Origin of the sequence: Microbacterium sp. Clip185 (assembly GCF_028743715.1) — a bacterium.
GTDB lineage: Bacteria > Actinomycetota > Actinomycetes > Actinomycetales > Microbacteriaceae > Microbacterium.
In genome coordinates this window covers 1,143,323-1,170,282 of the sequence record NZ_CP117996.1, presented here as the reverse complement: position 1 = coordinate 1,170,282, position 26,960 = coordinate 1,143,323, and the positions used below count along the sequence as shown (strand labels likewise).

Genomic DNA, 26,960 nt, shown 5'->3' with positions numbered 1-26,960 from the left:
ATCCATGACCGCGCTCGTCCCCGCGGTGCGCCGCCGTCTCGACGCCACCGACATCGCCAGGGCCGGCGTCTTCGCCGCCGTCATCGCCGTGCTGGGCGTCCCCGGCGCGTTCACCATCTTCGGCGCGGTGCCCATCACCGCACAGACACTCGGGGTCATGCTCGCCGGCGCGATCCTCGGCCCGGCCGTCGGCGCGCTCTCCGTCACCGCAGTGCTCGCCCTCGTCGCCGCGGGCCTGCCGCTGCTCGCGGGCGGGCGGGGCGGCATCGGGGTCTTCTTCGGCCCGACGGGTGGATATCTGCTCGGCTGGCTCGTCGGTGCGGTGGTCATCGGACTGATCGTGCACGCCGCCGGGCGCCGTCCGGTCTGGTGGCGCACGTTCCTCGGCACCCTTGTGGGGGGCGTGCTCGTCGTCTACGCCGTCGGCATCCCGGTGCAGGCTCTCGTGCTGCGCATCGGCCTCGGCGAGGCGGCGCTGTCGGGCCTCGTGTTCCTGCCCGGCGATATCGTCAAGGCCGTCGTGACGACGCTGATCGTCGGCACCCTCGTGCGCGGGTACCCGCGAGCCTTCCGGCGGCAGTGGCGCGCCCCGGCGGTCGCCGCCGCGTGAGCTGCTTCGTCGTTCCGATCGAGGCGCGCGATGCTCCGGCACGCCTCGCCCTGGCGCGACGATCGGGCCGCATCCCGCTGGTGCTCGACGAACGCTGGCCCGCAGAGGTCCGCGTCGGAGTCCTCTCGCTCCTCTCGCAGACGCCCGCGCCCGCCGGCGCCCACTGGGCGGCTCTCACCTCCGGCACGTCGGGCGCACCGCGTGTCGTGGTGCGCACAGATGCCTCCTGGGCGAAATCCTTCCCGGCCGTGGAGCGGCTGCTCGGCGCGCGCCCTGGCGACATCGTGCTGCTGCCCGCCCCGCCGAGTTCGTCACTGACGCTCTTCTCCCTGGTCCACGCGCTGACCAGCGGCCCCGCCCCCGAACTCGCCGCCACCAGCTCGCGCGCAACCCTCTTCCACGGCACGCCCACCCACCTCGCCGCGGTCCTCGCCTCGGAGCGCGCGCCGCTGTTGCGCGCGGCACTCGTCGGCGGGATGCCCTTACCCGCCGACACGCGGGCCGCGGCCCTGGCCCGCGGCATCCGCGTCGTCGAGTACTACGGCGCAGCAGAGCTGTCCTTCGTCGCGTACGACGACGACGGACGGGGCCTGCGCCCGTTCCCCGGCGTGGAGATCGCCGTGCGCGGTGGCGTCATCTGGGCGCGCTCCGCCTACACCGCGCTCGGTTACCTGGGCGGGCCCGGTCCGCTGCGGCGCGACGGCGCATGGGCCAGCGTCGGCGATCGCGGGAGGATGGAGGGCGGCCGGCTGAGGGTGGCGGGGCGAGAGGACGACGCCATCCAGACCGCGGGAGCGACCGTCATCCCTTCGGAGCTCGAAAGGGTGCTGCGCACCGTGGACGGCGTGGCGGACGCCGTCGTCGTCGGCCTGCCCGCGCCCGGCGTCGGCCGACTCGTTGCCGCCCTGATCGAACCCGCACATCCCGGCGCCGTGGACGCGGCGACGCTGCGCGCGGCGTCCGCCCGCCTGTTCGCACCGGCTCACCGGCCGCGCCTGTGGTTCGCCGGTACGATTGCCCGCACCTCATCCGGCAAGATCGCCCGCGCCGAGGTGGAGCGACGACTGGCGTCAGGAGAGGTGCCCCGTGTCTGACGTGCTGATCGTGGCGGCGCGCCGCTCCCCGCTGACCACGCGGGGCCGGGCGCTCGCGAAGGTGAGCGCCGATCGACTGGCCGCGCCGGTGCTGCGCGCCGCGGCCGACGATGCGGCTCGCGCGATGGGCGCGCCGATAGACGTGGCAGACGTGGTCCTCGGCAACTGTCGCGGACCGGGCGGCAACACCGCCCGCCTCGCCGCGCTGGCCGCGGGCTTCGGCGTGCGCACTCCGGGTGCGACGCTGGACCGGCAGTGCGGCAGCGGGCTGGCCGCGGTCATCGAGGCCGCGAAGGCGATCGCTGCCGGTGACGAGCGCCCCCGGCTGGCGGGCGGGGTCGAGAGCGCGTCGACGGCTCCGGAACGACGCATCGACGGAATCTCGTTCGAGCGCGCACCGTTCGCGCCGACCGGCTGGCCCGACCCCGACATGATCGACGCCGCCGACGCACTCGCCCGTCTCGACGACATCGACCGCGAGCGTCAGGATGCGGCGGCCGCCCGCAGCCACCGGCGCGCGGTCGCCGCTCAGGAGGCCGGGCGCTTCGCGGCGGAGATCGTCCCGATCGAGGGCGTGAGCGCCGATGACGCCGTCGGCGGCGCGCTGGCGCTTCTGCCCCGACTCACGCCGTTGCGGGAGAACGGCACCGTGACGGCCGGCACGGCCACGCGTATCGGCGACGGGGCAGCCGCGGTCGCCCTCGTCAGCGCGCCGCGGGTGGCACACGTGCCGGGACTCCTCGTCCGCGCGCACGCCGTCGTCGGCGTCGACCCGGCCTATCCCGGCCTGGGCGCGGCCCCGGCCATCGAGGCGGCGCTGGCCGCATCCGGCACCCCACTCGCGCAGGTCGAGGCGTTCGAGATCGTCGAGGCGTTCGCGGCGCAATCCCTCGCGGTGTTGGGCCGACTGGGGCTGGCCGACGACGATGCCAGGGTCTGCGCCGACGGCGGAGCGCTCGCGCTCGGGCACCCCTGGGGTGCGAGCGGTGCGGTCGCGCTCGTGCGGCTGTTCTCGCGGCTGGTACGCGCCGGACGCCCGTCCGGGAGCATCGGTGTCGCCGCCGCATCCGTGGGTGGGGGCATGGGCGTCGCAATGGTCGTCGAGGTGGTGAGATGAACGCGATCCGCCTGGAGCGACTCGGAGTGCGACTCGGCGATACCGAGGTGCTCCGCGATCTCGATCTGGTTCTCGATGCGCGCACGGTCGCCGTCGTGGGCGACAACGGCTCCGGCAAGTCGACGCTCGCGCGGGTGGTCGGCGGCCTCGTCGCACCGACCGCCGGAACCGCCGACGTGCTGCAGCTCGACCCCGTCCGCGATGCAGCCGAGCTCCGTCGCCGGGTGGCGGTCGTCTTCAGCAACCCCGACGCACAGATCGTCATGCCGACCGTCGCCGAGGACGTCGCCTTCTCGTTGCGCGGCGAGAGGATGCCTCGCGCCGAGCGGACGGACCGGGTGAACGCGGCGCTGAGCCGCTTCGGGCTCACCGACCTCGGCGACCGTTCGGCGCACGATCTCTCGGGCGGACAGAAGCAGCTCCTGGCCCTGTGCGGCGCGTTCGTGCGAGAACCGGATCTCGTCATCGCCGACGAGCCCACCGCCTACCTCGACGGCCGCAACGCCCGGATCGTCGCCGACCATCTCCTCGCGGACACCGGCCATCTCCTGTTCCTCGTGACCCACGACCTCGCTCTGGCCGAGCGCTGCGAGGTGGCCGTGCATATGGCAGGGGGCCGAGTGGTCGCCGTCGGCGAGGCGCGGGACATCGTGCGCGAGTACGCGACGAGTCTCGGATGCTGAGCCTGTACCGACCGGGCACTGGGCCGTGGCATCGGATGCCGGCCGGGCCCAAGACGCTTCTGCTGCTGCTTCTCGTGCTCGCGGTATCGCTTCTGCCCGCCACGTGGCTCTCGTGCGCCGTCTCCGCGGGTCTCGGTCTGCTCTGCTACGCAGTCCCCGGGACGGGATGGGGGCAGCTGGCGCGGCAGGTCTGGGCGCTTCGACTCCTCGTCGTGATGAGCTTCGTGGGGCAGGTGATCTTCCTCGGGCCGGAGGCGGCGACGATCGGCACGGTGCGCATCGTCTCGGCCGTCGTGCTGGCAGCCTTGCTCGCCCTCACGACGCCCGTCACGGCCCTCTTGGAGGTCTTCGAACGCGCGCTGGCGCCGCTGCGCGTCATCGGACGCGACCCGGGCCGCGCCGCCCTCCTGCTGGTCGTGGCGTTCGGCGCCGTTCCCACCCTCATCCGCCTGGCGCATCAGGTACGCGAGGCGCAGCGCGCCCGCGGCGCGGGTGGCGGCATCCGTTTCTTCGTCGTGCCGTTCCTCGTTCTCGCCCTCAAGCACGCCGATGAGCTCGGCGAGGCGCTGACGGCACGCGGCGTGCGCTGAGCTCAGAGGGCGCTGGAGTCGTACTTGCCGGCGCCTCGCTGCGCCGCGATGACCTCCGTGTCGGTGGTCGCCCGAGCCAACGCCCCGGGCTGGGTCCCCCGGCCGGCGCGCTGCGAGGAACGCATCCGGACCTCGACCCACTTGGCGATGCCGGCGAGCACGAGACACAGGGCGATGTAGATCGCGGCCGCCACCATGCCGGCCTGCAGGATGGGTCGGTCGTACTGGGCCTGCGTGCCGATGAGCCGGGCGTAGTAGAGCAGCTCGTTGTAGGTGATGATGTAGCCGAGCGCCGTGTCCTTGAGCGTCACGACGAGCTGCGCGACGATCACCGGCAGCATGGCGCGGACGGCCTGCGGGAGCAGGATGAGACGCATCACGCCGGCCTTGCGCAGCCCCAGGGCATAGCCTGCCTCGCTCTGTCCGCGAGGCAGCGACTCGACGCCCGCGCGGATGACCTCCGCGAGCACGGAGCCGTTGTACACGGCGAGTGCGATCACGACGGCCCAGTAGGCCTCGAGACGCACCCCCACGACGGGCAGGCCGTAGTAGAGCAGCATCATGAGGATCAGCACGGGCACGGCACGGAACAGCTCGATGATCGCCGTGGCCGGCCAGCGCACCCACGCGTGATCGGACATGCGGCCCAGCGAGAGGACGAATCCGAGAACGATCGAAGCCACGGCGGCGGCGGCGAACGCGGCCAGCGTGCGTCCCGTGGCCGCGAGGATCTGCTCCCACACCGTGGTGAAGGTGAAGATGTACCACTTCTCGGCGGAGAACTGACCGGTCTCGATGAATCGGTAGACGACGAAACCGCCGAGACCGAGGATGACGAGCACGGTGATGACGCCGATGATCCGGTTGCGGATGATCGCGCGACGGCCCGGCAGGTCGTACAGAACGGAGCTCATCGCGCCACCCTCCATCGGTTCTCGAGTCGTCGCTGGACCAGCGAGAGCACCAGCACCATCACCACGAAGATGGCCGCGACCCACAGCAGCACCACGAGCGCGTTCTCGCCCCGCTCGCTGAGGTTCGCACGGATGACGCCGAGTTCGGCGACCGAGAAGCCGGCGGCGATGGTCGTGTTCTTGAGCAGCGCGATGAGCACGCTCATCATGGGCGGCACCACCGAACGGAACGCCTGCGGCATGATCACGAGCGTCATCACCTGCCCGAACGTCAGCCCGAGCGCCCGAGCGGCTTCCGCCTGACCGACGGGCACCGTGTTGATGCCGGAGCGCAGGACCTCGGCGACGTACGTGGCGGTGTAGATGCCGAGCGCCCAGATCGCGAGCACCGTATAGCCCGGATTCGGCAGATCCAGGGCCGGGTATCCGAAAGCGAAGAAGAAGAAGATGACCGTGAGCGGAGTATTGCGCACGATGTTCACGTACACCGTGCCGACGGCGCGGGCGATCGGCACCGGGGAGACGCGCATCGCGCCGACGAGCGTGCCCAGCACGAGCGCGATGGCCGCACCCGCGAAGAAGAGCAGCAACGTGTTGCGCAGTGCGATGCCCCAGATGTCGAGGTTGTCGACGATCACGTTCATCTCAGAGGTCCTTACCGTGATCCGGTGAGGGCGGCCCCACCGGGGAGACCGCCCTCACCTCGGGGTCTGTCAGCTGGCTGCGTCGACCGCGGGCTGCTCGACGGTGATCCCGGACGCACCGAGGTTCTTGTCGAAGATGGCCTGCCAGATGTCGCCGCCGTCGGTGAACATCTCGTTGATGTGCTCGAGCAGGACGGTGTCGCCCTTCTCGAGGCCGACGCCGTAGCGCTCCTCGCTGAAGGGCTCGCCGACGACCTTGAGCTCGTCGGGGTACAGGGCCGCGTAGCCGATCAGGATGGCCTGGTCGGTCGTGACCGCATCCACCTGGCCGTTCAGCAACGCCTCGACGCAGGCCGAGTAGACGTCGAACTCGGTCGTGGGCACCCCGGGGAAGTTCGCCTTGATGTTCTGGATCGGGGTGGAACCGGTGGCGGAGCACACGTTGGTGTCGGGGCCGAGGTCCGCCTCACTGGCGATGTCGCTGTCGCTGGCGACCAGCAGGCCCTGGCCCGTGATGAAGTAGGGGCCGGCGAAGTCGATCTGCTCCTTGCGCTTGTCCGTGATCGAGTAGGTGCCGACGTAGTAGTCGATGTCGCCGTTCACGATCGCCTGCTCGCGGTTCGCGGAGGCGATGGGCTGGAAGGTGATGTCCTCCTCGCCGTAGCCGAGGGATGCGGCGATCCAGCGGGCGATGTCGATGTCGAACCCGGTGCGCTCGTTGGTCGTGACGTCCAGGAAGCCGAGTCCTGGCTGGTCCTCCTTGACGCCGACGATCACTCCACCGCGCTCGGTGATGCGGTCGAAGGTGGGGCTGCCCTCGAGCGAGACGTCGCTCGCGGTCTCGAACCAGACCGAGCTCTCGTCGGTTCCCTCGGAGCCGCCGGCAGCGCCGCCCGGGGCCGGTGATCCGCTGTTGCAGGCCGTGAGGCCGAGGGTCGCGACGGCCGCGAGTCCCAGAAGGGCGGTCAGTCGTGTGGTGCGCATTTCTCTCTCCTTGCTGTGGGGGGATTGGTGCGGGAAGAACGTCTCGAGGTCAATGGGTGATGAGCTTGGAGAGGAAGTCCTTCGCTCTCTCGCTCTTGGGCGACGTGAAGAACGTGTCGGGCGCTGCCTCTTCGACGATGCGCCCATCGGCCATGAAGACGACGCGATCGGCGGCCTTGCGCGCGAAGCCCATCTCGTGGGTCACGACGATCATGGTCATGCCGGACTCGGCGAGCGAGGTCATGACGTCGAGGACCTCGTTGATCATCTCGGGGTCCAGCGCGCTTGTGGGCTCGTCGAAGAGCATGACCTTCGGTGTCATCGCGAGGGCACGGGCGATCGCGACGCGCTGCTGCTGGCCGCCGGAGAGCTGGGCGGGGAGCTTGTTCGCCTGATGGGCCACCCCGACACGCTCGAGCAGCGTCTTGGCCTCGCGCTCGGCGTCCGCCTTCTTCATGCCCTTGACCTTGATCGGCCCCAGTGTGACGTTCTCGAGGATCGTGAGGTGAGAGAAGAGGTTGAACGACTGGAAGACCATGCCGACGTCGGCTCGCAGCGCCGCAAGCTGCTTGCCCTCACTCGGCAGCTTCTCGCCGTCGATCGTGATGGTGCCGCTCGTGATCGTCTCGAGGCGGTTGATCGTCCGGCACAGCGTCGATTTGCCGGAACCGGACGGCCCGATGACCACCACGACCTCGCCGCGGTTGACGGTGAGGTCGATGTCGGTGAGGGCTTGGAAGTCGCCGTAGTGCTTCTGGACGTCGCTGAGCACGACCAGCGGGTCGCCCCGACGCACGGTGATGTTCGAAGTCGGGGGCGCGGCATCCGAGGGCGTCATCTGGACAGACTATCAATCGCCCCAGCGCACAATGTGACCTCTTGACGGATCTCTCACCGACTTCTAACGTTCGCCCGGCCCGGGCGACGCGTCAGCTGCGCTGTGCGAAGGCGGACTCGTAAAGGCACACGCTCGCGGCCGTGGCGAGGTTGAGGGACTCCGCGCTGCCGTAGATCGGCAGGCGCAGCGCCGCATCCGCGAGCTCGAGCGCCGCGTCCTCCAGCCCGCGGGCCTCATTGCCGAACAGCCATGCCGTCGGCTGCGCGAGCAGGCCCGCAGCCCGCGCCTCGAGCAGGTCGTCGCCCTTGACATCGGCGGCGACCACGCGCAGCCCCGCCCCGCGGATGGCGGTCACGGCGGTCTCGAGCTCGCCGGCGCGCGCGAGGGCGATGTGGAAGAGCGATCCCGTGGTCGCGCGCACGACCTTCGGGTTGTAGGGGTCGACCGTGCGGCCGGTCAGCACCACCGCATCGGCACCCGCCGCATCCGCGGCACGGATGATTGTGCCGAGGTTGCCCGGGTCGCGCACCTCCTCGCAGATCGCGAGCAGGCGGGGGCCGGCGGCCAGGACATCGCGCAGCGACGTCGGGAACTGGCGGGCGACGGCTACGATCCCCTGCGGCGTGACCGTGTCGGCCATCGCCTCGAGCACCGGTTCGGCCGTGTACTCGATCTCGAGCCCAGCCTCGGCCGCAGCATCGCGCAGATCCTGGTGTCGCTCGAGAGCGGTCGGGGTCGCGAACAGCTCGACGATGCTCTCGGGTCGGAAGGCGAGGGCCTCGCGCACCGCCTGGGGGCCCTCGAGAAGGAATAGGCCCGTCTCGTCGCGGGCAGCCCGCTTGGCGAGTTTGGCGACGGCGCGAACGCGTGGGGATCGGGGATTCTCCAGCACGTTCTCAGTCTAGGGGTGACGCAGGCACGCCGAAGGGGCGGCCTCCGCGAAGAGGACGCCCCTTCGGGGTGTTCTGATTACGCCGAGGCCTTGGCGGCGTTGACGTCGGTCGGCAGAGCCGCCTTCGCCGTCGCCACGAGCGACGCGAACGTGGCGGGCTCGTTCACGGCGAGCTCGGCCAGGATGCGGCGGTCGACCTGCACACCCGCGAGGCCGAGGCCCTGGATGAAGCGGTTGTACGTGATGCCGTTCTGGCGGGCAGCGGCGTTGATGCGCTGGATCCAGAGGCGGCGGAAGTCGCCCTTGCGCTTGCGACGGTCACGGTACGCGTAGACCAGCGAGTGGGTGACCTGCTCCTTGGCCTTGCGGTACAGGCGCGAACGCTGACCACGGTAACCGGAGGCGCGCTCGAGGATGACGCGACGCTTCTTGTGGGCGTTTACTGCCCGCTTGACTCTAGCCATTTCTTTCCCTTACTTACGTGCGTCGGCGATCAGAGACCGAGGAGCTTCTTGGCCTGCTTGGCGTCGCCAGGAGCCAGGACCTGCTCCTGGTTCAGACGACGGGTGCGACGGCTCGACTTGCCCTCGAGGTTGTGGCGCATGTTCGCCTGCTGCTTCATGAGCTTTCCGCTTCCGGTCAGCTTGAAGCGCTTCTTGGCACCCGAGTGGGTCTTCTGCTTCGGCATCTTCTCTTCCTTCGTTGTGACTCCCGCGTGGCGCGGGATCAGGTGTGTGGCCTTACTCGGCCGCGTCTGCGGTGGCAGGCTCCGGGGCATCCCCGGTGCGTGCCTGACGGGCGGCTTCCTTGTTCGCCGCGCGCTGAGCGTTCTGCTCCGCCTTCGCCTCTGACTTGTTCTTGTGCGGGGCGACCACCATGACCATGTTGCGTCCGTCGATCGTGGGGTTGGACTCCACGGTGCCGAACTCGGCGACATCCTCTGCGAACTTGCGCAGCAGACGCACGCCCTGCTCAGGACGGGACTGCTCGCGCCCGCGGAACAGGATCATCGCCTTGACCTTGTCGCCGGCCTGCAAGAAGCCCTCGGCGCGCTTGAGCTTGGTGATGTAGTCGTGAGCTTCGATCTTCAGGCGGAAACGCACCTCTTTGAGGACGGTGTTGGCCTGATTGCGACGCGCTTCCTTGGCCTTCTGCGCAGCCTCGTACTTGAACTTGCCGTAGTCCATGATCTTGACCACGGGGGGCTTCGAGTTCGGGGCCACCTCGACGAGATCGAGGTCGGCCTCCTGGGCCAGGCGCAGCGCCACCTCGATGCGGACGACGCCGACCTGCTCACCCGCGGGTCCGACGAGGCGGACCTCGGGAACGCGGATGCGGTCGTTGGTGCGGGGATCGCTGATGCGGAACTCCTCTGACGTAGCGGATGGGGCCACCGGGAAGTCGACGACATTCCCGGGCGGAAGAAGACCACGCCACCCGGCACGACGCGAGGCGCCGGCTTTCTCGCACCCTGACTGCCCCCTCAGGAGGAGGCGGAGTGCAATGACCCGGTAGCCTGGAGCGGCAAGCGCGGGTGGGATGTGATCCTCTTTCGATCGGAGCAGACGCTCCGGTGCTCGCCTACTTTAGCAGAAAGAGCAACGTGGACTCGACTCCGTACGACCAGGCCGCCGACATCGACGCGCAGGCACGCGCCAATCAGGAGCGCTGGGAGCGTCAGGAGGCCGCGGCCAATGCCGCATCCCGCGACATCGCAGACGTGCCCGCGGTGGAGGTCATCACCACGACCGCCGTGCACCTGCTCAGCGCCGCAGCCGTCAAGGTGGGTCTCGCCGACGACCCCGACACCCAGACCGACCTCGATGAGGCGCGCAAACTCATCAACGCCCTCGCGGGTCTCATCACGGCGGGCGCACCCGAGATCAGCGACATGCACGCGCGGTCGCTGCGCGACGGCCTGCGCTCGGTGCAACTCGCGTTCCGTGAGGCATCGATGATCCCCGACCCGATCGGCAAGGGGCCGGGCGAGAAGTGGACCGGCCCCGTCACCTGAGCGGATGCGGTCGGCTCAGCGCGACCGGCGGAGCTTGACCGTCAACGAGTCGACGAGCACCGCGATGCGGTCATCGAGTGACCAGCGGCGGGCCAGGCGGGCCAGGACCGCGTCGAGCTGCTCCTTGTCGAGACCATCGACCAAGAGCAGTTCGACGATCAGCTCAGGCCCCCGCAGACGCGCGTCCGGGTCGCCCGCGGCGACCGACAGGTCGAGCACGGCGAGTTCACCGCCGATGCTCTCCTGCAGCCCGGCGAAGACCTCGGGCGACACGGGGCTGGGCTCCCACGGGTGTCCCTGGCCGATCGCCCACACAGCCGGCCTGCGCAGCACGAACTCCGTCGGCGAGCCTGGATCGATGACGATCAGATCCGTGTCGTCCCCCGCGGCAGCAAGGGCGGTGCGGACACCGTCGGCGGGGACGGGCCTGGCGGATCGATCCCACCGGGCCATGGTCTCGACGGAGCTGAACACCGGTAGGACGCGGCGTCCGTCGGGTCCGGCGACCGTGACGATCGACAGCTCCTGCGTCTTGTCGACGCGAAGCCCGCTCGGAGCGGTGCCCTCCTCCCCCTTCTCGGCGATGAGAGGGATCAGCAGGCGCGCACGACGATAGGCCTCGACGACGGCGACCGCGTCGCCCTCCCCCGCACGAAAGGCTGTCAGCGCAGCGAACAGCGCCGCATCCGCGGAGCCGTCGTCACCCGCGTGAGTGTTCGGCTGGAAACGGCGCCCCTCCCAGGGGACCCCCGCGGAGTCGTGTCCGCAGCTCGCGTCAGCGTCCTGCGACATCCAGCGCCTCGGCCAGCGTGAATGCGCCGGCGTAGAGGGCCTTGCCCACGATGGCACCCTCGACACCCAGCGGCACCAGCTCGCGGAGCGCGGCGATGTCGTCGAGGCTCGAGATCCCACCCGATGCGACGACCGGCTTGGGGGTGCGTGCGGTGACCTCGCGCAGCAGTTCCACGTTGGGGCCGCGCAGTGTGCCGTCCTTCGTGACGTCGGTCACGACGTAGCGGCTGCAGCCGGCATCCTCCAGACGGTCGAGCACGGCCCAGAGGTCGCCGCCCTCGCGGGTCCAACCACGCGCGGCGAGCGTCGTGCCGCGCACATCGAGGCCGACGGCGACGGCCTCGCCGTAGCGGCCGATGACGTCGGCCGCCCACTCGGGGTTCTCCAACGCAGCCGTGCCGAGGTTGATGCGCGCAGCCCCCGACTCGAGGGCGGCGTCGAGGCTCTCGTCGTCACGGATCCCGCCCGACAGCTCGACCTGGACGCCCTTCACCTGCTTGATGACCCGACGCATCACGGCCGCGTTGCTGCCGCGGCCGAAGGCGGCGTCAAGATCCACCAGGTGGATCCACTGCGCACCCTGCCTGGCCCATTCCACGGCGGCATCGACCGGGTCGCCGTAGCTGGTCTCGCTACCGGCCTCACCCTGGGTGAGGCGGACGGCCTTCCCGTCGGCGACATCGACCGCCGGCAGAAGGATGAGTTCAGGGGTGGACGCGAAATCGTTCATGGCTCCTCGTGCGCTCGCGCACCCGGTGGTTCCCCGGCGTGCGGCACGAGGTAAGAGACTACTGGGGTCGCAGCGTGCTGATCCAATTGGCGAGCAGGCGGATGCCCGCAGCCCCCGACTTCTCGGGGTGGAACTGGGTGGCGCTGAGCGGTCCGTTCTCCACCGCGGCCAGGAACGGGGAGCCGTGCGTGGTCCATGTCAGCATCGGCTCGGCGAACGGGGCCTGAGGGGGCATCGTCCACTGCTGCGCCGCGAAGGAGTGCACGAAGTAGAAGCGCTCGTCCTCGAGACCCGCGAACAGGCGCGAGCCGGGGTCCGGCGAGACCGTGTTCCAGCCCATGTGCGGCAGCACGGGCGCGTCGAGCTCGGTCACGGCGCCTGGCCACTCCCCCAGACCGTCGGTCGCGTCACCACGCTCGACGCCGTGCTCGAAGAGCACCTGCATCCCGACGCAGATGCCCAGCACCGCGCGTCCACCGGCCAGCCGCCGGCCGATGAGCTCATCGCCCTTGCTGGCGCGCAGAGCCTCTGCCACCGCTCGGAACGCTCCCACACCCGGAACGAGCAGGCCATCCGCATCCTGAATGAGACCGCGGTCGGCAGTCAGCCGTGCGTCGGCGCCGGCTGCGGCCAGCGCCTTGACGGCGGAGTGGACATTGCCCGATCCGTAGTCGAGGACGGCTACCAGCGGCGCGTCGCTCATAGCGCACCCTTTGTGCTGGGAATGCCGTCGACGAGCGGGTCGAGGGCCTTGGCCTGGCGGAAGGCACGTGCGAACGCCTTGAACTCCGCCTCGGCGATGTGGTGCGGGTCGCGACCGCCGAGCACGCGGACGTGCACCGTGAGGGCGGCGTTGTAGGCGATGGCCTCGAACGCGTGCCGCACGAGGGAGCCGGTGAAGTGACCGCCGATCAGGTGGAGGGCGTACCCTTCGGGCTCACCGTCGTGGACGAGGTAGGGACGACCGCTGATGTCGACGACCGCCTGTGCGAGCGCCTCGTCGAGGGGCACGAGCGCGTCGCCGTAGCGCGCGATGCCGCTCTTGTCCCCCAGTGCGGCGCGGATGGCCTGACCGAGAACGATCGAGACATCTTCCACCGTGTGGTGCGCGTCGATGTGGGTGTCGCCCGTGGCCCGCACCGTCAGGTCGGTGAGGGAGTGCTTGGCGAATGCCGTCAACAGGTGGTCGAAGAACGGAACGCTCGTCGAGATCGAGCTCTTGCCCGTGCCGTCGAGGTCGAGCGAGAGCTCGATCTGCGACTCGCTCGTGGCCCGGCTGAGCTCGGCGGTGCGGTGCGATGCGGGCTGCGCAGTCATGCCTGCGAGTCTATCGACGCCATGGCCGCCAAGAACGCCGTCGTCTCGGCCTCGGTACCGGCGGTGACGCGCAGGTGACCGGGGATGCCGACGTCGCGGATGAGCACGCCGCGCTCGTAGAGCGCCTGCCACACCGCCGCGGGGTCGGCGACGCCGCCGAACAGGACGAAGTTGGTCCAGGACTCGTGCGGGCGGTACCCCATCGCCGTCAGCTCGCGGCTGATGCGGTCGCGCTGGGCGACGATCTCGTCGACCATGCCGAGCATCGTGTCGGCGTGGCGCAGTGCCGCCTCGGCCGCCGCCTGGGTGAGCGCACTGAGGTGGTAGGGCAGCCGCACCAGGCGGAGAGCGTCGACGACGGCGGGATCGGCGGCCAGATAGCCCACCCGCGCACCGGCGAAGGCGAACGCCTTGCTCATCGTGCGGGACACGACCAGGCGCTCGCGGCCCGGCAGAAGGGAGACCGCGGACGGGGTGTCCCGAGGGGCGAACTCCTGATACGCCTCGTCCACGATGACGATGCCGCGGCTGGCCGCGTACACCGCCTCGATGACGTCGAGCGTCATGGGCGTGCCGGTGGGATTGTTCGGAGCACAGAGGAAGATCACGTCGGGGTCGGCCTGGCGCACCTGCTCCGCGGCGGATGCGGCGCTCAGACTGTAGTCCTCGGCCCGCGTGCCGGCGATCCAGCTCGCCCCCGTCGCCCGCGTGAGCAGCGGATACATCGAATACGTGGGGGCGAAGCCGAAGGCCGTGCGCCCCGGACCCGCGAACGCCTGCAGCACGTGCTGCAGAACCTCGTTGGATCCGTTCGCCGCCCAGATCTGTTCCGCCGTGAGGCCGCCGCCGAGATAGCCGGCGAACGCCTCGCGCAAGTGTGTGAACTCACGGTCGGGGTAGCGGTTGACCTGTTCGAGGGCGGCGCCGATCGAGGCGAGGATATCGGCCGCCACGTCTGACGGGACGGGATGCGTGTTCTCGTTGACGTTCAACGCCACCGGAAGCGGCGCCTGGGGGGCACCGTAGGGCTTGAGCCCGCGCAGGTCGTCGCGGATCGGCAAATCGTCGAAGCTGATCGTCACGCGGTCCATCGTAGAACCGCGCAGTGCCTCACTCGCCCGAGGTGTACTCCGCGGGGATCGCCAATCGCTGACCGGCGCTCACCTGCGCACCCGGCAGCGTGTTGAGCCGCATGATCGCGTCGACGACGTCGCGCGGGTCGTCCTGGGGGGCGACCTCCTCCGCGATCGACCACAACGACTCCCCCGCCATCACGGTCACCATCTCGAACGAGCCGGCGTCCGCCCCGGGCTCGCGAGAGGCGAGCGCGGATCCGCCGCTGATCACACCGACGGCGAGCGCCGCGACGATGGGCAGAGCGACGAGCCAGGCGAGCACCCGACGGCCGCGTGCGGTCAGACGCAGGCGGGTGGCGACGGGTGCGGCGAACTCGATCGTGCTCATGACGACTCCTTCAGGACGGGAAGAGATTCGTACCCGGCCCTCCGGCCGGGAGCGCCGGGTACGAACTTCTCTTCCGAAGCTATCTTCGATTTACGGTACTGTCAAGCGATCGCCGAACCGGCTGAGTTTCGAAGACGACACGCCCTGCGCAAGGACTGGATCGCCGCCGATTCCCGCTACGGTTTGGCTGAAGACACCGAATCACCGACCTCCGACATTCGAACGGAGCAGAGCCGACGGGAGCGCCGCATGGCCACCAACCAGAAGCCGCAGACCCGCCGGCGCAAGAGCCTCAGCGACAAGCAGCTCGCGATCCTCGAGGTCATCCAGCACTCGATCGCGCGCCACGGCTACCCGCCGAGCATGCGTGAGATCGGCGACGCGGTGGGACTGAAGTCGCTCTCGAGCGTCACGCACCAGCTAAACCAGCTCGAGCTCTCCGGCTATCTCCGCCGCGACCCCGGCAAGACGCGCGCCATGGAGGTCCTGATCGATCTGCCGGGCACCGCCGCGGAGAACCCGGCCGACGCGGCACCCGCCGTGGGCGACGCGGCTCTCGTCCCGCTCGTGGGGCGGATCGCGGCGGGTGTGCCGATCACCGCCGACCAGCACGTCGAGGAGATCTTCCCGTTGCCCCGGCAGCTCGTGGGCAAGGGAGACCTGTTCATGCTGAAGGTGTCGGGAGACTCGATGATCGACGCGGCGATCTGCGACGGCGACTGGGTCGTGGTCCGTTCGCAGCCGACGGCCGAGAACGGCGACATCGTCGCCGCGATGCTCGACGGAGAGGCGACGGTCAAGACCTTCCGGCGCCGCGACGGACACGTGTGGCTGCTGCCGCGCAACACGGCCTTCGAGCCGATCCTCGGCGACGATGCCGTCGTCCTCGGCAAAGTCGTCGCTCTGATGCGCGCGGTCTGAGTCGCCGACTCTCGCCCGTTCCGCTGGGCGGGCCCCGGGCTGCCGCGTAGCGTGGGGGGATGACCGCCCCCATCCCCTACGGTTCCTGGCCCTCGCCCGTCTCGGCCGCCGACGTCGCGAGCGCCTCCACGCGCTTCGACGGTGCGCGGTTCATCGGCGAGGAGATCTGGTGGGCGCAGTCGGTGCCGGAGGAGGGCGGCCGCATGGCGGTGCGCCGCCGGCGCGACGGCCGGACTGCGGACGTCCTTCCTGCTCCCTGGAGCGCCCGGTCCCGGGTGCACGAGTACGGCGGCGGCGCGTGGTGCGCGGCTGAGGACGGGCGACTGTTCTTCGTGGAAGGAAGCGATCAGCGCGTCTACCTCCTCGGCACGGACGGCGCCCCGACCCCGCTCACGGCAGAGGAGGTCGGCACGGCGTTCGGCGGCCTCGTGTGGGCGTCCGGCCGACTGCTCGCGGTGCGCGAGCGCACCGCCGTATCCGGCGGCGAGCGCGCGATCGTCGAGATCTCGCTGGACGGCGCCGGTGCTCGGGTCGTCGCGCGCGGTGACGACTTCGTCGCCCAGCCCGCGGTGTCGCCCGACGGCCGTCATCTCGCGTGGATCGGCTGGAACCACCCCGATCTGCCATGGGACCGCACGCGCCTGTATGTCGGGCGGCTGCGCGACGGAGTGGTCGCCGATGCGATCAGCGTGACGGACGGCGCTGCGTCGGCGCTCCAGCCGGTGTGGACCGCTTCCGACGAACTGCTCTACCTCGACGACGTCTCGGGACGGTGGCAGGTGCAGCGCGTGCGCACGGATACAGGAGAGCGCAGCGCGCTCACCCACGACGACGCCGACACCGGCGGCGCGCTGTGGACGCTCGGGATGCGGTGGTTCGCTCCCCTCGAAGACGGACGGATCGCCGCGGTGCGCACGAACGGCGAGGACTCCGTCGTGGTGATCGATCCCGCCGACGGCACGTCCCGCTCCGTCGGGGTCGACGACGCCTCGCAGACCTTCCTCGAGGATGCGCGGGGAACGCGTCTGCTGATCACGACGGCTTCCGCATCCTCCCCGCTCGGGCTCTGGCTCGTGGATGCGGACGGTGCTACGGCGCCGCAACGCCTGGCCGGCGACGACCTCTCCGCTCTCGAGCCGTGGCTGCCCCTGCCCCGCGCCCTGACCGCTGACGGCGTCCACGGACCCGTGCACGCATACTTCTATCCGCCGACCCACCCCGAGCTGCGCGGTCCCGACGACGAGCTCGCGCCCTGCCTGGTGTGGGTGCACGGCGGGCCGACCGCCCACGTGGGCCCCGCCGCATCCCGCAAGATCGCGTTCTTCACGAGCCGGGGCATCGGAGTCCTCGACGTCAACTACTCCGGCTCGACCGGCTACGGGCGCAGCTACCGTGAGCGGCTGCGTGGCCAGTGGGGCGTCGCCGACGTGGACGACGTGATCACGGCGGCCCGATACCTCGCCGAGGCGGGTCTCGCGGACCCGGACCGGCTCGCGATCGAGGGAGGGTCCGCCGGCGGCTGGACCGTGCTCTCGGCGCTCGCGCGCGGCGACGTCTTCGCGGCGGGAGTCTCCCGTTATGGCGTCGGCGATGCTCGCGCGCTCGTGGCGGATACGCACGACTTCGAGTCGCGCTATCTCGACGGGCTCATCGGGCCGCTGCCGGAGGCGGAGGAGGTCTACATCGAACGCTCTCCTCTGACGCACCCCGAGCGCTTCCGCGTGCCTCTGCTGATCCTGCAGGGCACCGAGGATCGCGTCGTCCCACCTGCCCAGGCCGAGGCCATCCGCGACGCTCTGCGCCAGCACGGTGTGCCTCACGCGTACGTCCTGTACGAGGGCGAGGGACACGGGTTCCGACGCCGCGAGACGACGATCGACGCTCTCACCTCGGAACTGGCCTTCCTCGGCGAGGTCTTCGGGTTCACCGCGGATGCGCCCGAGCTTCCGCTCTCGATCGGCGCGTTGCGCGTCGCCGACGGCACGGATGGGCGTGAGGTGTTCATCGAGGCGGCGAGCGAGGCCGAGCACGCGGAACGCGACCTTCGCATCGTCGTCTCCAGCGAGCCCCTGCGGCCCCTCTTCGCCCGCCCACACACATCCGAGTGGACCGAGGCCCTGCGGCGGGCGGGCTTCACCGCGACGACGGACGATCCGGAACTCTTCGTGCTCCTTCCGGCCCTCGACGGCGAATGAGGCACACTCAGGCGAGGAAGGCCTCGAGCCTGCCGGCAAGTGCCGCGCCGACGCGGGCGTGCAGGGCCGTGCCCTCCGCCTCGTGCGTCTCCTCGTAGATCATCCCGTGCTCATGCACGGCCGAAACGAGATCGCCGCGGTCGTAGGGCAGCAGGACCCGCAGCTCGACCTCCGGGAGCGGCAGCGCGTCCTCGATGACCCGACGGAGCTCGTCGATGCCTTCGCCTGTGCGCGACGACACGAACACCGCTGACGGCACGAGACCGCGCAGCAGGAGCCGGGTGTCGTCGTCGATGAGGTCGGCCTTGTTGAACACGACGATCTCCCGCGTGTCACGTGCGCCGACATCGCCGATCACGTCGTGAACGGTTGCGAGCTGGGCGGCGGGATCGGGATGCGAGCCGTCGACGACATGCACGATGACGTCGGCGTCGCCGACCTCTTCGAGCGTCGAGCGGAACGCCTCGACCAGCTGGTGGGGGAGGTTACGCACGAAACCGACAGTGTCGGTCAACGTGTAGATGCGCCCATCCTCGGTCACCGAGCGTCGAACGGTGGCATCCAGCGTGGCGAACAGGGCGTTCTCCACGAGGACGCCGGCGCGCGTCAGACGGTTCAGGAGGCTCGACTTGCCGGCGTTCGTGTACCCGGCGATCGCCACCGCGGGGATCGTGTTGCGCTTGCGCTCGGCGCGCTTGGCGTCGCGGGCAGGGGCGAAATCACGGATCTGACGGCGCAGCTGCGCCATCCGGGTGCGGATGCGGCGGCGATCGAGCTCGATCTTCGTCTCACCGGGTCCGCGCGAGCCCATACCGGCGCCGCCGGCTCCGACCTGGCCACCGGCCTGCCGGCTCATCGACTCACCCCAACCGCGCAGGCGCGGCAGGAGGTATTCGAGCTGCGCGAGCTCGACCTGTGCCTTGCCCTCGCGGCTCTTCGCGTGCTGGCTGAAGATGTCGAGGATCACCGTGGTGCGATCGATCACCTTCACCTTGACGACATCCTCGAGCGCACGCCGTTGGCTCGCAGCGAGCTCCGTGTCGGCGATGACGGTGTCGGCGCCGACAGCGGCGACGATGTCACGCAGCTCCTCCGCCTTTCCGCGGCCGATGTAGGTCGCGGGATCAGGATGCGGGCGGCGCTGGAGCACACCGTCGAGCACGACGGCACCCGCGGTCTCGGCGAGAGCCGCGAGCTCGCGCAGCGAGTTCTCGGCGTCCTCGGTCGCACCTTGCGGGTGAACGCCCACGAGCACGACGTTCTCGAGCCGCAGCTGGCGGTACTCGACCTCCGTGACGTCCTCGAGTTCGGTCGACAGACCGCCGACGCGGCGCAATGCCTGACGTTCCTCACGGTCGAACTGCTCACCGTCGTCGAAGCCGTCGGCGACGGTCGCCGCATCCTGCAGCGCCTGCGCTCCGGCCACGGGGCCGCGCATCCTGGCGCGAGCGTCCGCTCGCGAGAGCACCCGGTCGACGTCGTCGAGCCGCTGCTCGTCGGTGGACGGGGGTGTTTCTGTCATCGTTTCCTTTCGGGGCGTCTCGCGCCCGCTCACTCTAGCCTCCCGCCTTCGGGGACTTACCGCTACGCTTCGTGTATGGGGAGTGACCACTACTTCACCGCGTCACCCGCCAGTCCCGAGAACCTCCGCACCATCCGTGTGACCGTGGCCGGTCGCGACATCGATGTGACGACGGCCGGCGGAGTGTTCAGCCCGGATCGACTGGATGCGGGCACCGCGGTGCTGCTGAGCAACACGCCGCCGCCGCCGGCCGGGGGGCACTTCCTCGATCTCGGATGCGGCTGGGGCCCGATCTCACTCTCGCTGGCGCTCGCGTCGCCCCACGCCACGGTGTGGGCGGTCGATGTGAACCAACGGGCGCTCGATCTCGTCCGCCGCAACGCGGAGAACCTCGGCCTCAGCAACATCAACGCGGTGACCCCCGACGATGTTCCCGACGACATCGCCTTCCGCACCATCCGATCGAATCCCCCGATCCGTGTCGGCAAGAACGAGTTGCACGGCATGCTCGAGCGGTGGATCCCGCGACTGGACGAGCGCTCGGACGCGTGGCTCGTGGTCGCGCGCAATCTGGGCGCTGATTCGCTCCAGCGCTGGCTGGCCGCATCCTTCCCCGCCGGCTTCAGCGTGCACCGCACCGCGACGGCGCGCGGCTTCCGCGTGCTCAAGATCCGTCGCCACGGGGCCGAGATCACCGCTCCCATCCCGCTGCCCTGACGGTGATACGCTCGCCTCACAACGACTGATGGGCTGAGGGCGCAGTTCGGGCGGGGGATGCGCCGATCGGAGTTCCCGTATGCCCTCCCCCTCCTCCGTCGGCATCCGCTCGTACCGCGCCCTGCCGCGCATCGCCGGCTGGGACTACCTCGTCGCCACGAGCCTTGGGCGCCTTCCGCTGTCGATGGTCCCGCTCGCCGTCCTGACGCTCGTGACCTCCGCTACCGGTTCGATCGCCGTCGGCGGCTTCGCCGCAGCGGCCGCCGCCATCGGTGAGGCCGTGGGCGCTCCCGCCTCCGGCGCGATCGCCGACCGCATCGGACAGCGCCCGGTGCTGCTCGCAGGCGTCGTCGTGCACGTGGCTCTGCTCCTTCTCCTGACGTGGGGCGCAGGACACGTCTCCGACGGCTGGACGGTCGCCCTCGCCGCCGGAATCGGGCTGAGCCTGCCGCAGGTCGGCGCGTTCTCCCGCACGCGGTGGCTCTCCCTCGCGCCCGACGATCTGCCGACCGCCTTCGCCTTCGAAGGCGTCATCGACGAGATCTCCTACATCTTCGGGCCCGCCATAGTGGGCCTGACGGCCGCGTTCGTATCCCCGCAGGCGGCCACCCTGCTGGCGGGTGGACTCGTGGTCGCCTTCGCGACGCAGTTCGCCGTGCACCGCACGCACCGCAGCGTCCCGCGCCGGCGCCACGCGCCGCCTCGGCGCGCGGCACCGGCGGGACGGCGGACCCTGCTGGTCGCCGCGCTCGTCGGGATGCTGGCGATGGGGACGTTCTTCGGCGGGAGCCAGACCGGTCTCACGGCCTTCGCCGAGCGCGTCGGCATCCCGGATGCGGGTGCGCTCCTCTACGCCGTCATGGCGGTCGGCTCGGCGATCACCACGCTGTCGATGGTGCTGATCCCGGAGCGGGTGGGCACCTGGACCCGATGGAGCGTGGCCGCGGGCGGGATGATGGTGGGAGCGTCGCTCATGCTCGTGGCCGACGATGTCGTCTGGATCGTCGGCGCGGGCCTTGTCGCAGGCGCCTTCCAGGGCCCTCTTCTGCTGACGATCTTCCGCGTCGTGGGCGAAGCCGCCGACGAGGGACGGGCAGGCATCCTGCTGACCCTCACCACGAGCGGTATCGTCCTCGGGATCGCCGCGGGCTCCGCTCTGTCCGGCCTCCTCGCGCAGAACCTGGGAGCCGCCGCGGGCTTCGCGCCCGTGCTCACCGCCACCCTCATCCTGCTCGTGATGGGCCTCGTGGGCGCCGCCGCCGCGAAGGGCCGCGCACGCACCGCATCCCGTTAGGCGAGCGTCACCTCGCCGTGGAAGACGAGTGAGGCGGGCCCGGACAGCAGCACGTGCCCCTCGTGCATGCGCACGCCCAGCGTCCCTCCGGGTACATCCACGACCCACGCGTCCGGCGCCGCGGGCCCTGCCCAGTGGCGCACCGCGAGAGCTGCGGCAGCCACGCCGGTGCCGCAGCTGAGGGTCTCTCCGACACCCCGCTCGAAGACCCGCATCCGGATGCCGCCGACGCCACCCACCACGAGGGGATCACTCGGCACGACGAACTCGATGTTGGCGCCGGCGGGAGGCTGCGGGTCGAGGAGGGGCTGCACCGTCAGATCGAGCGCTTCCAGCTCGGCCTCGGAGGACAGCGCCACGACGACGTGCGGGTTTCCGACGTCCACCGGCTGGCCCGGACGCGCCACATCCAGACCGCGGGCACGCACGAGCACGTCGTTCTCGTCGACGACCCACTGCCCCAGATCCACCTCGAAGCCGCGTTCACTGCGCGTGAGCGTCTTGACGCCGGCACGGGTGCCGATGCCGAGCGGCACGTCGAGGGACGCGAAACCCTGATCCTCGAGGAAGCGCGCGAACACACGGGTGCCGTTGCCGCACATCTCGGCCTTCGATCCGTCGGCGTTGCGGTAGTCCATGAACCACTCGGCGCCGGCCCGAGCGGCGGCTGCACCCTCGGGGATCCGCGCGGAGCGCACCACCCGAAGTAGTCCGTCGGCGCCGATACCGAATCGACGATCGCAGAGAACGGCGATCTGATGGTCACTGAGCTCGAGCTCTCCGTCGGGATCGGAGAGAATCACGAAGTCGTTCCCGGTTCCGTGGCCCTTGGTGAACGGGAGCGTGCGCGACATTCCGCCAGTCTACGGGCGGGGCGGGCCTGGTTCGTCGGCGATGAGGCGCTTCCCGGTGGCCCAGGTGTCGAAGTCCTCGTACCCCAGGGCCGCGTAGAACCCGCGCGTCCGGGAGTTCTCGGGGCGGACCATGAGCTGGACCTTCGGACATCCCAGCGCCGTCAGTCGCTCCTCGGCCTCTCGGACCAGTCGACGCCCCACCCCGATCCCCCGGTCGGCAGAGTCGACCGCCAGGTAGTACAGCCAGCCGCGGTGGCCGTCGTAGCCGGCCATGACCGAGCCGCAGACACGTTCCCCGCGTGTCGCGACGAGGAAGAGCTCCGGTTGCACGGTGAGCTTGCGCTCGATGTCGCGGTACGGATCGTTCCACGGCCGGGTCAGGCCCGCTTCGCGCCAGAGCGCCACGACCGCCTCGGTGTCGGAGGTCGCGAAGGGGCGGATGCGGAGCGTCGTCACCCGTCGACGATATCCGCGACTGCCATTCCCGCTGTGACGCGGCGGGCGGCTGTGTAGCGGCGGAACCAGGAGACCTGGCGTCGCGCGTAGCGACGGGTGAGCGCCTGTGTCCGAGCGATGGCCTCGTCGCGGCTCAACCGACCGTCGAGCTCCCCGATGGCCTGCGCATACCCGATGGCCCTGCGCGCCGTGACGCCCCTGTCGAGTCCGCGCTCGCGCAGGGCTGCGACCTCGTCGAGCAGGCCGTCACGCCACATCTGATCGACGCGGGCGTCCAGACGGGGCACGAGGACGTCCCGCTCTTCATGCGCGACCAGCAGGTGCGTCCGCGGGTGCCACAGACGGGGGTCTTCGGGCAGCGCAGCGCCGTGCGTCGTGGCGCCCTGCGCCAGGATCTCGAGCGCCCGCACGATGCGCCGGCCGTTGTGCGGGTCGACGCGTTCCGCGGTGGCAGGATCGACGCTGCGCAGGCGCTCGTACAGCACACCGGGTCCGACCTCGTCCAGCTCCGCCTCCAGCGCCCGGCGCAGCGCTTCGTCGCGGGGAGGAAAGCGGAAGTCGTACGCGACGGCGGACACGTACAGTCCCGAGCCTCCGACGAGGATCGCATCAGACCCGCGGGCGTTGATCGCCTCGATCGTCTGCCGTGCTCGCGGCTGGTAGTCCGCAACTGCGGCTTCTTCGGCGACCTCGAGCACGTCGAAGAGGTGGTGAGGGATTCCGCGTCGCTCGGCGACGGGTAGCTTCGCCGTTCCGATGTCCATGCCGCGATACAGCTGCATGGCGTCCGCGTTGACGATCTCGGCCGTGCGGCCTCGCGCTGCGAGCTCCTCGGCCAGCGCGAGCGAGATCCCGGTCTTGCCCGTGCCGGTGGCCCCGGCCACGATCCACAGCCGGGGCACGGACATCACTGATCCCGACGCAGCGACGGAAGACCCAGGGAGACCGCCTTCGGGCCCGAGCCGGCGGGAGCGGGCACGCCGCAGGAATCGGCCTCGGCGCGATCCCATGCATCGCCCGAACGTGTGCGCCGGATCGCGAGCGGGGCGCCGTCCGGCGAATCGGCCAGCAGATGGAAGGGCGCCGCGTGCGTGACGACGACCGAGACGACATCGCCGGGGCGCGGCACCGGCGAGCCGTCGGGGACCTCGAAGTGCACCAGTCGATTGTCTTCGGCGCGACCGGTCAGTCGCCGCGTGGCCGCGTCCTTCTTGCCCTCGCCGGCGGAGACGAGCACGTCGAGGCGGCGACCCACCTGCTTCTGGTTCTCCTCGAGGCTGATGCGCTCCTGCAGGGCGACGAGGCGCTCGTAACGCTCCTGCACGATCTCCTTCGGCACCTGCTCGTCCATCGTGGCGGCGGGTGTGCCTTCGCGGATCGAGTACTGGAACGTGAAGGCGCTCGCGAACCGCGCCTGTTCGACGACCCGCAGCGTCTCCTGGAAGTCCTCTTCGGTCTCGCCCGGGAAACCGACGATGATGTCGGTGGAGATCGCAGCGTGCGGAATGCGCGCGCGCACCCGATCGAGGATGCCGAGGAAGCGCTCCGAACGGTACGAGCGGCGCATGGCTTTGAGGATGCGGTCGCTGCCGGACTGCAGCGGCATGTGCAGCTGCGGCATGACCGCGGGCGTCTCCGCCATCGCGTCGATGACGTCGTCGGTGAAGGCTGCGGGATGAGGGCTCGTGAAGCGGATCCGCTCCAGACCCTCGATCTCCCCTGCGGCGCGCAGGAGCTTGCCGAACGCCTGACGATCACCGAACTCCACCCCGTAGGAGTTCACATTCTGACCGAGCAGCGTGACCTCGATCGCGCCGTCATCGACCAGCAGCCGGATCTCGCTCAGGATGTCGCCGGGGCGGCGGTCCTTCTCCTTACCGCGAAGGCTCGGGACGATGCAGAACGTGCAGGTGTTGTTGCAGCCCACCGAGATCGAGACCCAGCCGCTGTACACGCTGTCGCGCTTCGTGGGCAGCGTCGAGGGGAAGACGTCGAGGGATTCGAGGATCTCGAGCTCGGCCTCCTCGTTGTGCCGCGCTCGCTCGAGGAGCTTCGGCAGCGATCCCATGTTGTGGGTACCGAAGACGACATCCACCCATGGGGCCTTGTCGACGACCGTCTGCTTGTCCATCTGCGCCAGGCAGCCGCCGACGGCGATCTGCATCCCCGCGTGCGCACTCTTGCGCGACTTCAGGTGCCCGAGCGTTCCGTAGAGCTTGCCGGCGGCATTGTCGCGCACGGCGCACGTGTTGATCACCACGACGTCGGCCTCGGCGCCGGGCTCGGCCGGCACGTAGCCCGCGGACTCCAACGATCCCGAGAGACGCTCGGAGTCGTGCACGTTCATCTGGCAGCCGAAAGTACGCACCTCGTAGGTCCGCGCGCGGCCGTCCGCGTCGAGCGCGGCGGGCGAGGCGGCGATGAGGGTCGGAGCGCTCGAGGGGATCGTCATGATGGGAGCCATTCTACGTTCGCGTGATCGACCGGCACCGCAGGCGGACGCGACGTCCGTTCAGTCGAAGCGGGGACCGCGGGCGGCCGGACGCCGCGCCTCGGCGAGGGCCTGCCTCGCCGCGGTCATCGCCACCGATGACGGATAGCCGCGGCGCGCGAGCTGACCGACGAGCCGGCGCAACGCCGCCTCGTCGTCCCGGCCGCCGATCGACGTCGCCTTGCGACGCGCGAACTCGAGGGCGCGCTCGGCGTCGTCATCGCCCACGGCGTCCAGAGCGGCATCGGCGACGTCGCGCGGGATGCCGCGGCGGGCCATCGCCTGCGCGATCGCCATGCGCCCTTCGCCCTTTCGGGAGACACCGACGTGCACCAGCTGCTCCGCCAGCGCCGCGTCGTCGAGGTAGGACAGGCGGAGGAAGTCCGCCACGATGTCCTCGACGGCGTCGCTCGAGAGCTCGTGCTGAGCGAGGAAGGTGCGCGCTTCGCGTTCGGAGAAGGACCGCGACCGCAGCTTCCGTAGCAACGCGTCCGACGCCGCCTGCGCGATGGCCGCATCACCCCCTTCGGAATCGATGTCGACCTCGAACGGCCGACCGGATGCCGGAGCGTCCGGGGCGTCATCAGGTTCGGGGGCGAAGAACGGGCGACGCGCCCGCGGTACCGACTCCTCGCGAGACGACGCGGCGGCCGCCGAGCGCTCACCGAAGAGCGGGATCACCGGGGCGAGGGTCTCCCCCTCGCCCCGGTCGTCCTCACGGGTCATGCCGGGCGACGCTGAGCCAGCTCGTCTTCGACCGGCGCCTCGACGACGGGGCCGATACCGAGCTTGGTCTTGATCTTCTGCTCGATCTCCGCGGCGACGTCGGCGTTGTTGCGCAGGAAGTTACGGGCGTTCTCCTTGCCCTGACCCAGCTGCTCGCCGTCGTAGGTGAACCAGGAACCCGACTTCTTGACGATGCCCTGGTCGACACCGAAGTCGATCAGGCTTCCCTCGCGGGAGATGCCGGTACCGAACAGGATGTCGAACTCGGCCTGCTTGAAGGGCGGCGCCATCTTGTTCTTGACGACCTTGACACGGGTGCGGTTACCCACCGCCTCCGTGCCGTCCTTCAGCGTCTCGATGCGACGGATGTCGAGGCGGACCGACGCGTAGAACTTGAGCGCCTTACCACCCGCGGTCGTCTCCGGCGATCCGAAGAACACGCCGATCTTCTCGCGGAGCTGGTTGATGAAGATCGCGGTGGTCTTCGTCTGGTTCAGACCACCTGTCAGCTTGCGCAGCGCCTGCGACATGAGGCGCGCCTGCAGACCGACGTGACTGTCGCCCATCTCGCCCTCGATCTCCGCCTTGGGCACGAGGGCTGCGACCGAGTCGATGACGACGAGGTCGATGGCGCCCGAGCGCACCAGCATGTCGGCGATCTCGAGAGCCTGCTCTCCCGTGTCGGGCTGCGACACCAGGAGCTGGTCGATGTCGACACCGAGCTTCTTGGCGTAGTCGGGGTCGAGCGCATGCTCGGCGTCTATGAAGGCGGCGATTCCGCCCGCGCGCTGCGCGTTGGCGATCGCATGCAGGGTGAGTGTGGTCTTACCGGAGGATTCGGGACCGTAGATCTCGATGATGCGTCCACGCGGCAGTCCGCCGACGCCGAGTGCGACATCCAGCGCGATGGAACCTGTCGGGATGATCTCGACCGGGGCGCGGTCTTCGCTGCCCAGTCGCATGACCGAGCCCTTTCCGAACTGCCGGTCGATCAGGGCGAGCGCCGATTCGAGGGCTTTCTCGCGGTCTGCGGGTGAGGGCATGAGGGTTCCTTCTGCTCGATGTCGGTCGCCTGTAGGCTGCCGCTCCGCCCGGCACAGG

General features: G+C 70.1%; 31 protein-coding genes. 10 read left to right on the top strand and 21 right to left on the bottom strand.

The genetic code is table 11. The features are described 5' to 3' along the window. Nucleotides 1-4 precede the first annotated feature (4 nt). From PQV94_RS05550 to PQV94_RS05530, 5 genes are read left to right on the top strand one after another with little or no spacing between them, the layout of a single operon-like run. Nucleotides 5-610, top strand: a complete 606-nt coding sequence (locus tag PQV94_RS05550) for a biotin transporter BioY (protein ID WP_274287784.1) — start codon at nucleotides 5-7, stop codon at nucleotides 608-610. Continuing rightward, nucleotides 580-1,704: an AMP-binding protein gene (locus tag PQV94_RS05545; protein WP_274287783.1), complete on the top strand. Its 1,125-nt coding sequence runs from the start codon at nucleotides 580-582 to the stop codon at nucleotides 1,702-1,704. The genes PQV94_RS05550 and PQV94_RS05545 overlap by 31 nt, the downstream gene beginning before the upstream one ends. Further along, entirely contained in the window at nucleotides 1,697-2,821 is a 1,125-nt protein-coding gene (locus tag PQV94_RS05540) for a thiolase family protein (protein ID WP_274287782.1), read from the top strand. The genes PQV94_RS05545 and PQV94_RS05540 overlap by 8 nt, the downstream gene beginning before the upstream one ends. Further along, on the top strand, nucleotides 2,818-3,504 hold the full coding sequence (locus PQV94_RS05535; protein WP_274287781.1) for an energy-coupling factor ABC transporter ATP-binding protein: 687 nt from the start codon (nucleotides 2,818-2,820) through the stop codon (nucleotides 3,502-3,504). Before PQV94_RS05540 ends, PQV94_RS05535 begins: the two co-directional genes overlap by 4 nt. Continuing rightward, nucleotides 3,498-4,094, top strand: a complete 597-nt coding sequence (locus PQV94_RS05530) for an energy-coupling factor transporter transmembrane component T family protein (RefSeq protein WP_274287780.1) — start codon at nucleotides 3,498-3,500, stop codon at nucleotides 4,092-4,094. Before PQV94_RS05535 ends, PQV94_RS05530 begins: the two co-directional genes overlap by 7 nt. Nucleotides 4,095-4,096: 2 nt before the next feature. On the opposite strand, the gene PQV94_RS05525 is transcribed toward PQV94_RS05530, so the two are convergent. From PQV94_RS05525 to infC, 8 genes are all read right to left on the bottom strand, one after another. Continuing rightward, on the bottom strand, nucleotides 4,097-5,008 hold the full coding sequence (locus PQV94_RS05525) for an amino acid ABC transporter permease (RefSeq protein WP_274287779.1): 912 nt from the start codon (nucleotides 5,006-5,008) through the stop codon (nucleotides 4,097-4,099). Next, a complete protein-coding gene (locus PQV94_RS05520) occupies nucleotides 5,005-5,652 on the bottom strand; it encodes an amino acid ABC transporter permease (protein ID WP_274287778.1) in 648 nt (215 codons plus the stop codon). The genes PQV94_RS05525 and PQV94_RS05520 overlap by 4 nt, the downstream gene beginning before the upstream one ends. A 69-nt stretch (nucleotides 5,653-5,721) precedes the next feature. Next, nucleotides 5,722-6,636: a glutamate ABC transporter substrate-binding protein gene (locus PQV94_RS05515; RefSeq protein WP_274287777.1), complete on the bottom strand. Its 915-nt coding sequence runs from the start codon at nucleotides 6,634-6,636 to the stop codon at nucleotides 5,722-5,724. A gap of 49 nt (nucleotides 6,637-6,685) precedes the next feature. Beyond that, nucleotides 6,686-7,474: an amino acid ABC transporter ATP-binding protein gene (locus PQV94_RS05510; RefSeq protein WP_443192710.1), complete on the bottom strand. Its 789-nt coding sequence runs from the start codon at nucleotides 7,472-7,474 to the stop codon at nucleotides 6,686-6,688. A 91-nt stretch (nucleotides 7,475-7,565) separates the two neighbouring features. Beyond that, nucleotides 7,566-8,366, bottom strand: coding sequence for a TrmH family RNA methyltransferase (locus tag PQV94_RS05505; RefSeq protein WP_274287776.1), 801 nt, complete (start codon nucleotides 8,364-8,366; stop codon nucleotides 7,566-7,568). 77 nt (nucleotides 8,367-8,443) lie between these two features. Next, nucleotides 8,444-8,830 carry a 50S ribosomal protein L20 gene (rplT, locus tag PQV94_RS05500; protein WP_137416599.1) on the bottom strand — a complete coding sequence of 129 codons (387 nt, stop codon included), beginning with the start codon at nucleotides 8,828-8,830 and terminating at the stop codon, nucleotides 8,444-8,446. 29 nt (nucleotides 8,831-8,859) lie between these two features. Next, the gene (gene rpmI / locus PQV94_RS05495) at nucleotides 8,860-9,054 is read right to left on the bottom strand and encodes a 50S ribosomal protein L35 (RefSeq protein WP_243227225.1); all 195 of its coding nucleotides are present in this window, start codon (nucleotides 9,052-9,054) and stop codon (nucleotides 8,860-8,862) included. Between the two features lie 52 nt (nucleotides 9,055-9,106). Next, the gene (gene infC, locus PQV94_RS05490; RefSeq protein WP_243227224.1) at nucleotides 9,107-9,760 is read right to left on the bottom strand and encodes a translation initiation factor IF-3; all 654 of its coding nucleotides are present in this window, start codon (nucleotides 9,758-9,760) and stop codon (nucleotides 9,107-9,109) included. A gap of 242 nt (nucleotides 9,761-10,002) precedes the next feature. On the opposite strand from infC, the gene PQV94_RS05485 reads away from it, so the two are divergent. Then, nucleotides 10,003-10,380, top strand: coding sequence for a DUF1844 domain-containing protein (locus PQV94_RS05485; protein ID WP_274288228.1), 378 nt, complete (start codon nucleotides 10,003-10,005; stop codon nucleotides 10,378-10,380). A gap of 15 nt (nucleotides 10,381-10,395) precedes the next feature. Here the strand turns inward: PQV94_RS05485 and PQV94_RS05480 are convergent, their stop codons facing one another. From PQV94_RS05480 to PQV94_RS05455, 6 genes are read right to left on the bottom strand one after another with little or no spacing between them, the layout of a single operon-like run. Beyond that, a complete protein-coding gene (locus PQV94_RS05480) occupies nucleotides 10,396-11,172 on the bottom strand; it encodes an SseB family protein (protein ID WP_274287775.1) in 777 nt (258 codons plus the stop codon). Next, nucleotides 11,156-11,902 carry a bifunctional 1-(5-phosphoribosyl)-5-((5-phosphoribosylamino)methylideneamino)imidazole-4-carboxamide isomerase/phosphoribosylanthranilate isomerase PriA gene (gene priA, locus PQV94_RS05475; protein ID WP_274287774.1) on the bottom strand — a complete coding sequence of 249 codons (747 nt, stop codon included), beginning with the start codon at nucleotides 11,900-11,902 and terminating at the stop codon, nucleotides 11,156-11,158. The genes PQV94_RS05480 and priA overlap by 17 nt, the downstream gene beginning before the upstream one ends. Before the next feature lie 58 nt (nucleotides 11,903-11,960). Then, nucleotides 11,961-12,605, bottom strand: coding sequence for an imidazole glycerol phosphate synthase subunit HisH (gene hisH, locus PQV94_RS05470; protein WP_274287773.1), 645 nt, complete (start codon nucleotides 12,603-12,605; stop codon nucleotides 11,961-11,963). Then, entirely contained in the window at nucleotides 12,602-13,219 is a 618-nt protein-coding gene (hisB, locus tag PQV94_RS05465) for an imidazoleglycerol-phosphate dehydratase HisB (RefSeq protein ID WP_274287772.1), read from the bottom strand. Before hisB ends, hisH begins: the two co-directional genes overlap by 4 nt. Continuing rightward, nucleotides 13,216-14,301, bottom strand: a complete 1,086-nt coding sequence (locus PQV94_RS05460; protein WP_443192709.1) for a histidinol-phosphate transaminase — start codon at nucleotides 14,299-14,301, stop codon at nucleotides 13,216-13,218. The genes hisB and PQV94_RS05460 overlap by 4 nt, the downstream gene beginning before the upstream one ends. Before the next feature lie 28 nt (nucleotides 14,302-14,329). Beyond that, nucleotides 14,330-14,683, bottom strand: a complete 354-nt coding sequence (locus PQV94_RS05455) for a LysM peptidoglycan-binding domain-containing protein (protein ID WP_274287770.1) — start codon at nucleotides 14,681-14,683, stop codon at nucleotides 14,330-14,332. Nucleotides 14,684-14,932: 249 nt separating this feature from the next. Between PQV94_RS05455 and lexA the strand changes: the two genes are divergently transcribed. Both lexA and PQV94_RS05445 read left to right on the top strand, forming a co-directional pair. Further along, a complete protein-coding gene (gene lexA, locus PQV94_RS05450; RefSeq protein ID WP_274287769.1) occupies nucleotides 14,933-15,604 on the top strand; it encodes a transcriptional repressor LexA in 672 nt (223 codons plus the stop codon). Nucleotides 15,605-15,663: 59 nt separating this feature from the next. Further along, the gene (locus tag PQV94_RS05445) at nucleotides 15,664-17,799 is read left to right on the top strand and encodes a S9 family peptidase (RefSeq protein WP_274287768.1); all 2,136 of its coding nucleotides are present in this window, start codon (nucleotides 15,664-15,666) and stop codon (nucleotides 17,797-17,799) included. Nucleotides 17,800-17,806: 7 nt separating this feature from the next. On the opposite strand, the gene hflX is transcribed toward PQV94_RS05445, so the two are convergent. Continuing rightward, complete coding sequence (hflX, locus tag PQV94_RS05440) at nucleotides 17,807-19,321, bottom strand: GTPase HflX (protein WP_274287767.1); 1,515 nt, start codon at nucleotides 19,319-19,321, stop codon at nucleotides 17,807-17,809. A 75-nt stretch (nucleotides 19,322-19,396) separates the two neighbouring features. On the opposite strand from hflX, the gene PQV94_RS05435 reads away from it, so the two are divergent. Together PQV94_RS05435 and PQV94_RS05430 are read left to right on the top strand one after the other, a co-directional pair. Then, entirely contained in the window at nucleotides 19,397-20,038 is a 642-nt protein-coding gene (locus PQV94_RS05435; RefSeq protein ID WP_274287766.1) for a class I SAM-dependent methyltransferase, read from the top strand. Between the two features lie 79 nt (nucleotides 20,039-20,117). Continuing rightward, complete coding sequence (locus PQV94_RS05430) at nucleotides 20,118-21,332, top strand: MFS transporter (RefSeq protein WP_274287765.1); 1,215 nt, start codon at nucleotides 20,118-20,120, stop codon at nucleotides 21,330-21,332. On the opposite strand, the gene dapF is transcribed toward PQV94_RS05430, so the two are convergent. The 6 genes from dapF to recA are packed head-to-tail and all read right to left on the bottom strand — an operon-like array spanning nucleotide 21,329 to nucleotide 26,902. Then, entirely contained in the window at nucleotides 21,329-22,186 is an 858-nt protein-coding gene (gene dapF / locus PQV94_RS05425; RefSeq protein ID WP_274287764.1) for a diaminopimelate epimerase, read from the bottom strand. The genes PQV94_RS05430 and dapF overlap by 4 nt on opposite strands. A gap of 9 nt (nucleotides 22,187-22,195) precedes the next feature. Next, nucleotides 22,196-22,642, bottom strand: coding sequence for a GNAT family acetyltransferase (locus PQV94_RS05420; protein WP_274287763.1), 447 nt, complete (start codon nucleotides 22,640-22,642; stop codon nucleotides 22,196-22,198). Continuing rightward, the gene (miaA, locus tag PQV94_RS05415; RefSeq protein ID WP_274287762.1) at nucleotides 22,639-23,550 is read right to left on the bottom strand and encodes a tRNA (adenosine(37)-N6)-dimethylallyltransferase MiaA; all 912 of its coding nucleotides are present in this window, start codon (nucleotides 23,548-23,550) and stop codon (nucleotides 22,639-22,641) included. Before miaA ends, PQV94_RS05420 begins: the two co-directional genes overlap by 4 nt. After that, on the bottom strand, nucleotides 23,550-25,094 hold the full coding sequence (gene miaB / locus PQV94_RS05410; RefSeq protein WP_274287761.1) for a tRNA (N6-isopentenyl adenosine(37)-C2)-methylthiotransferase MiaB: 1,545 nt from the start codon (nucleotides 25,092-25,094) through the stop codon (nucleotides 23,550-23,552). The genes miaA and miaB overlap by 1 nt, the downstream gene beginning before the upstream one ends. Nucleotides 25,095-25,154: 60 nt before the next feature. Beyond that, entirely contained in the window at nucleotides 25,155-25,859 is a 705-nt protein-coding gene (locus PQV94_RS05405) for a regulatory protein RecX (RefSeq protein WP_274287760.1), read from the bottom strand. Next, nucleotides 25,856-26,902: a recombinase RecA gene (recA, locus tag PQV94_RS05400; RefSeq protein ID WP_137416577.1), complete on the bottom strand. Its 1,047-nt coding sequence runs from the start codon at nucleotides 26,900-26,902 to the stop codon at nucleotides 25,856-25,858. Before recA ends, PQV94_RS05405 begins: the two co-directional genes overlap by 4 nt. Nucleotides 26,903-26,960 lie beyond the last annotated feature (58 nt).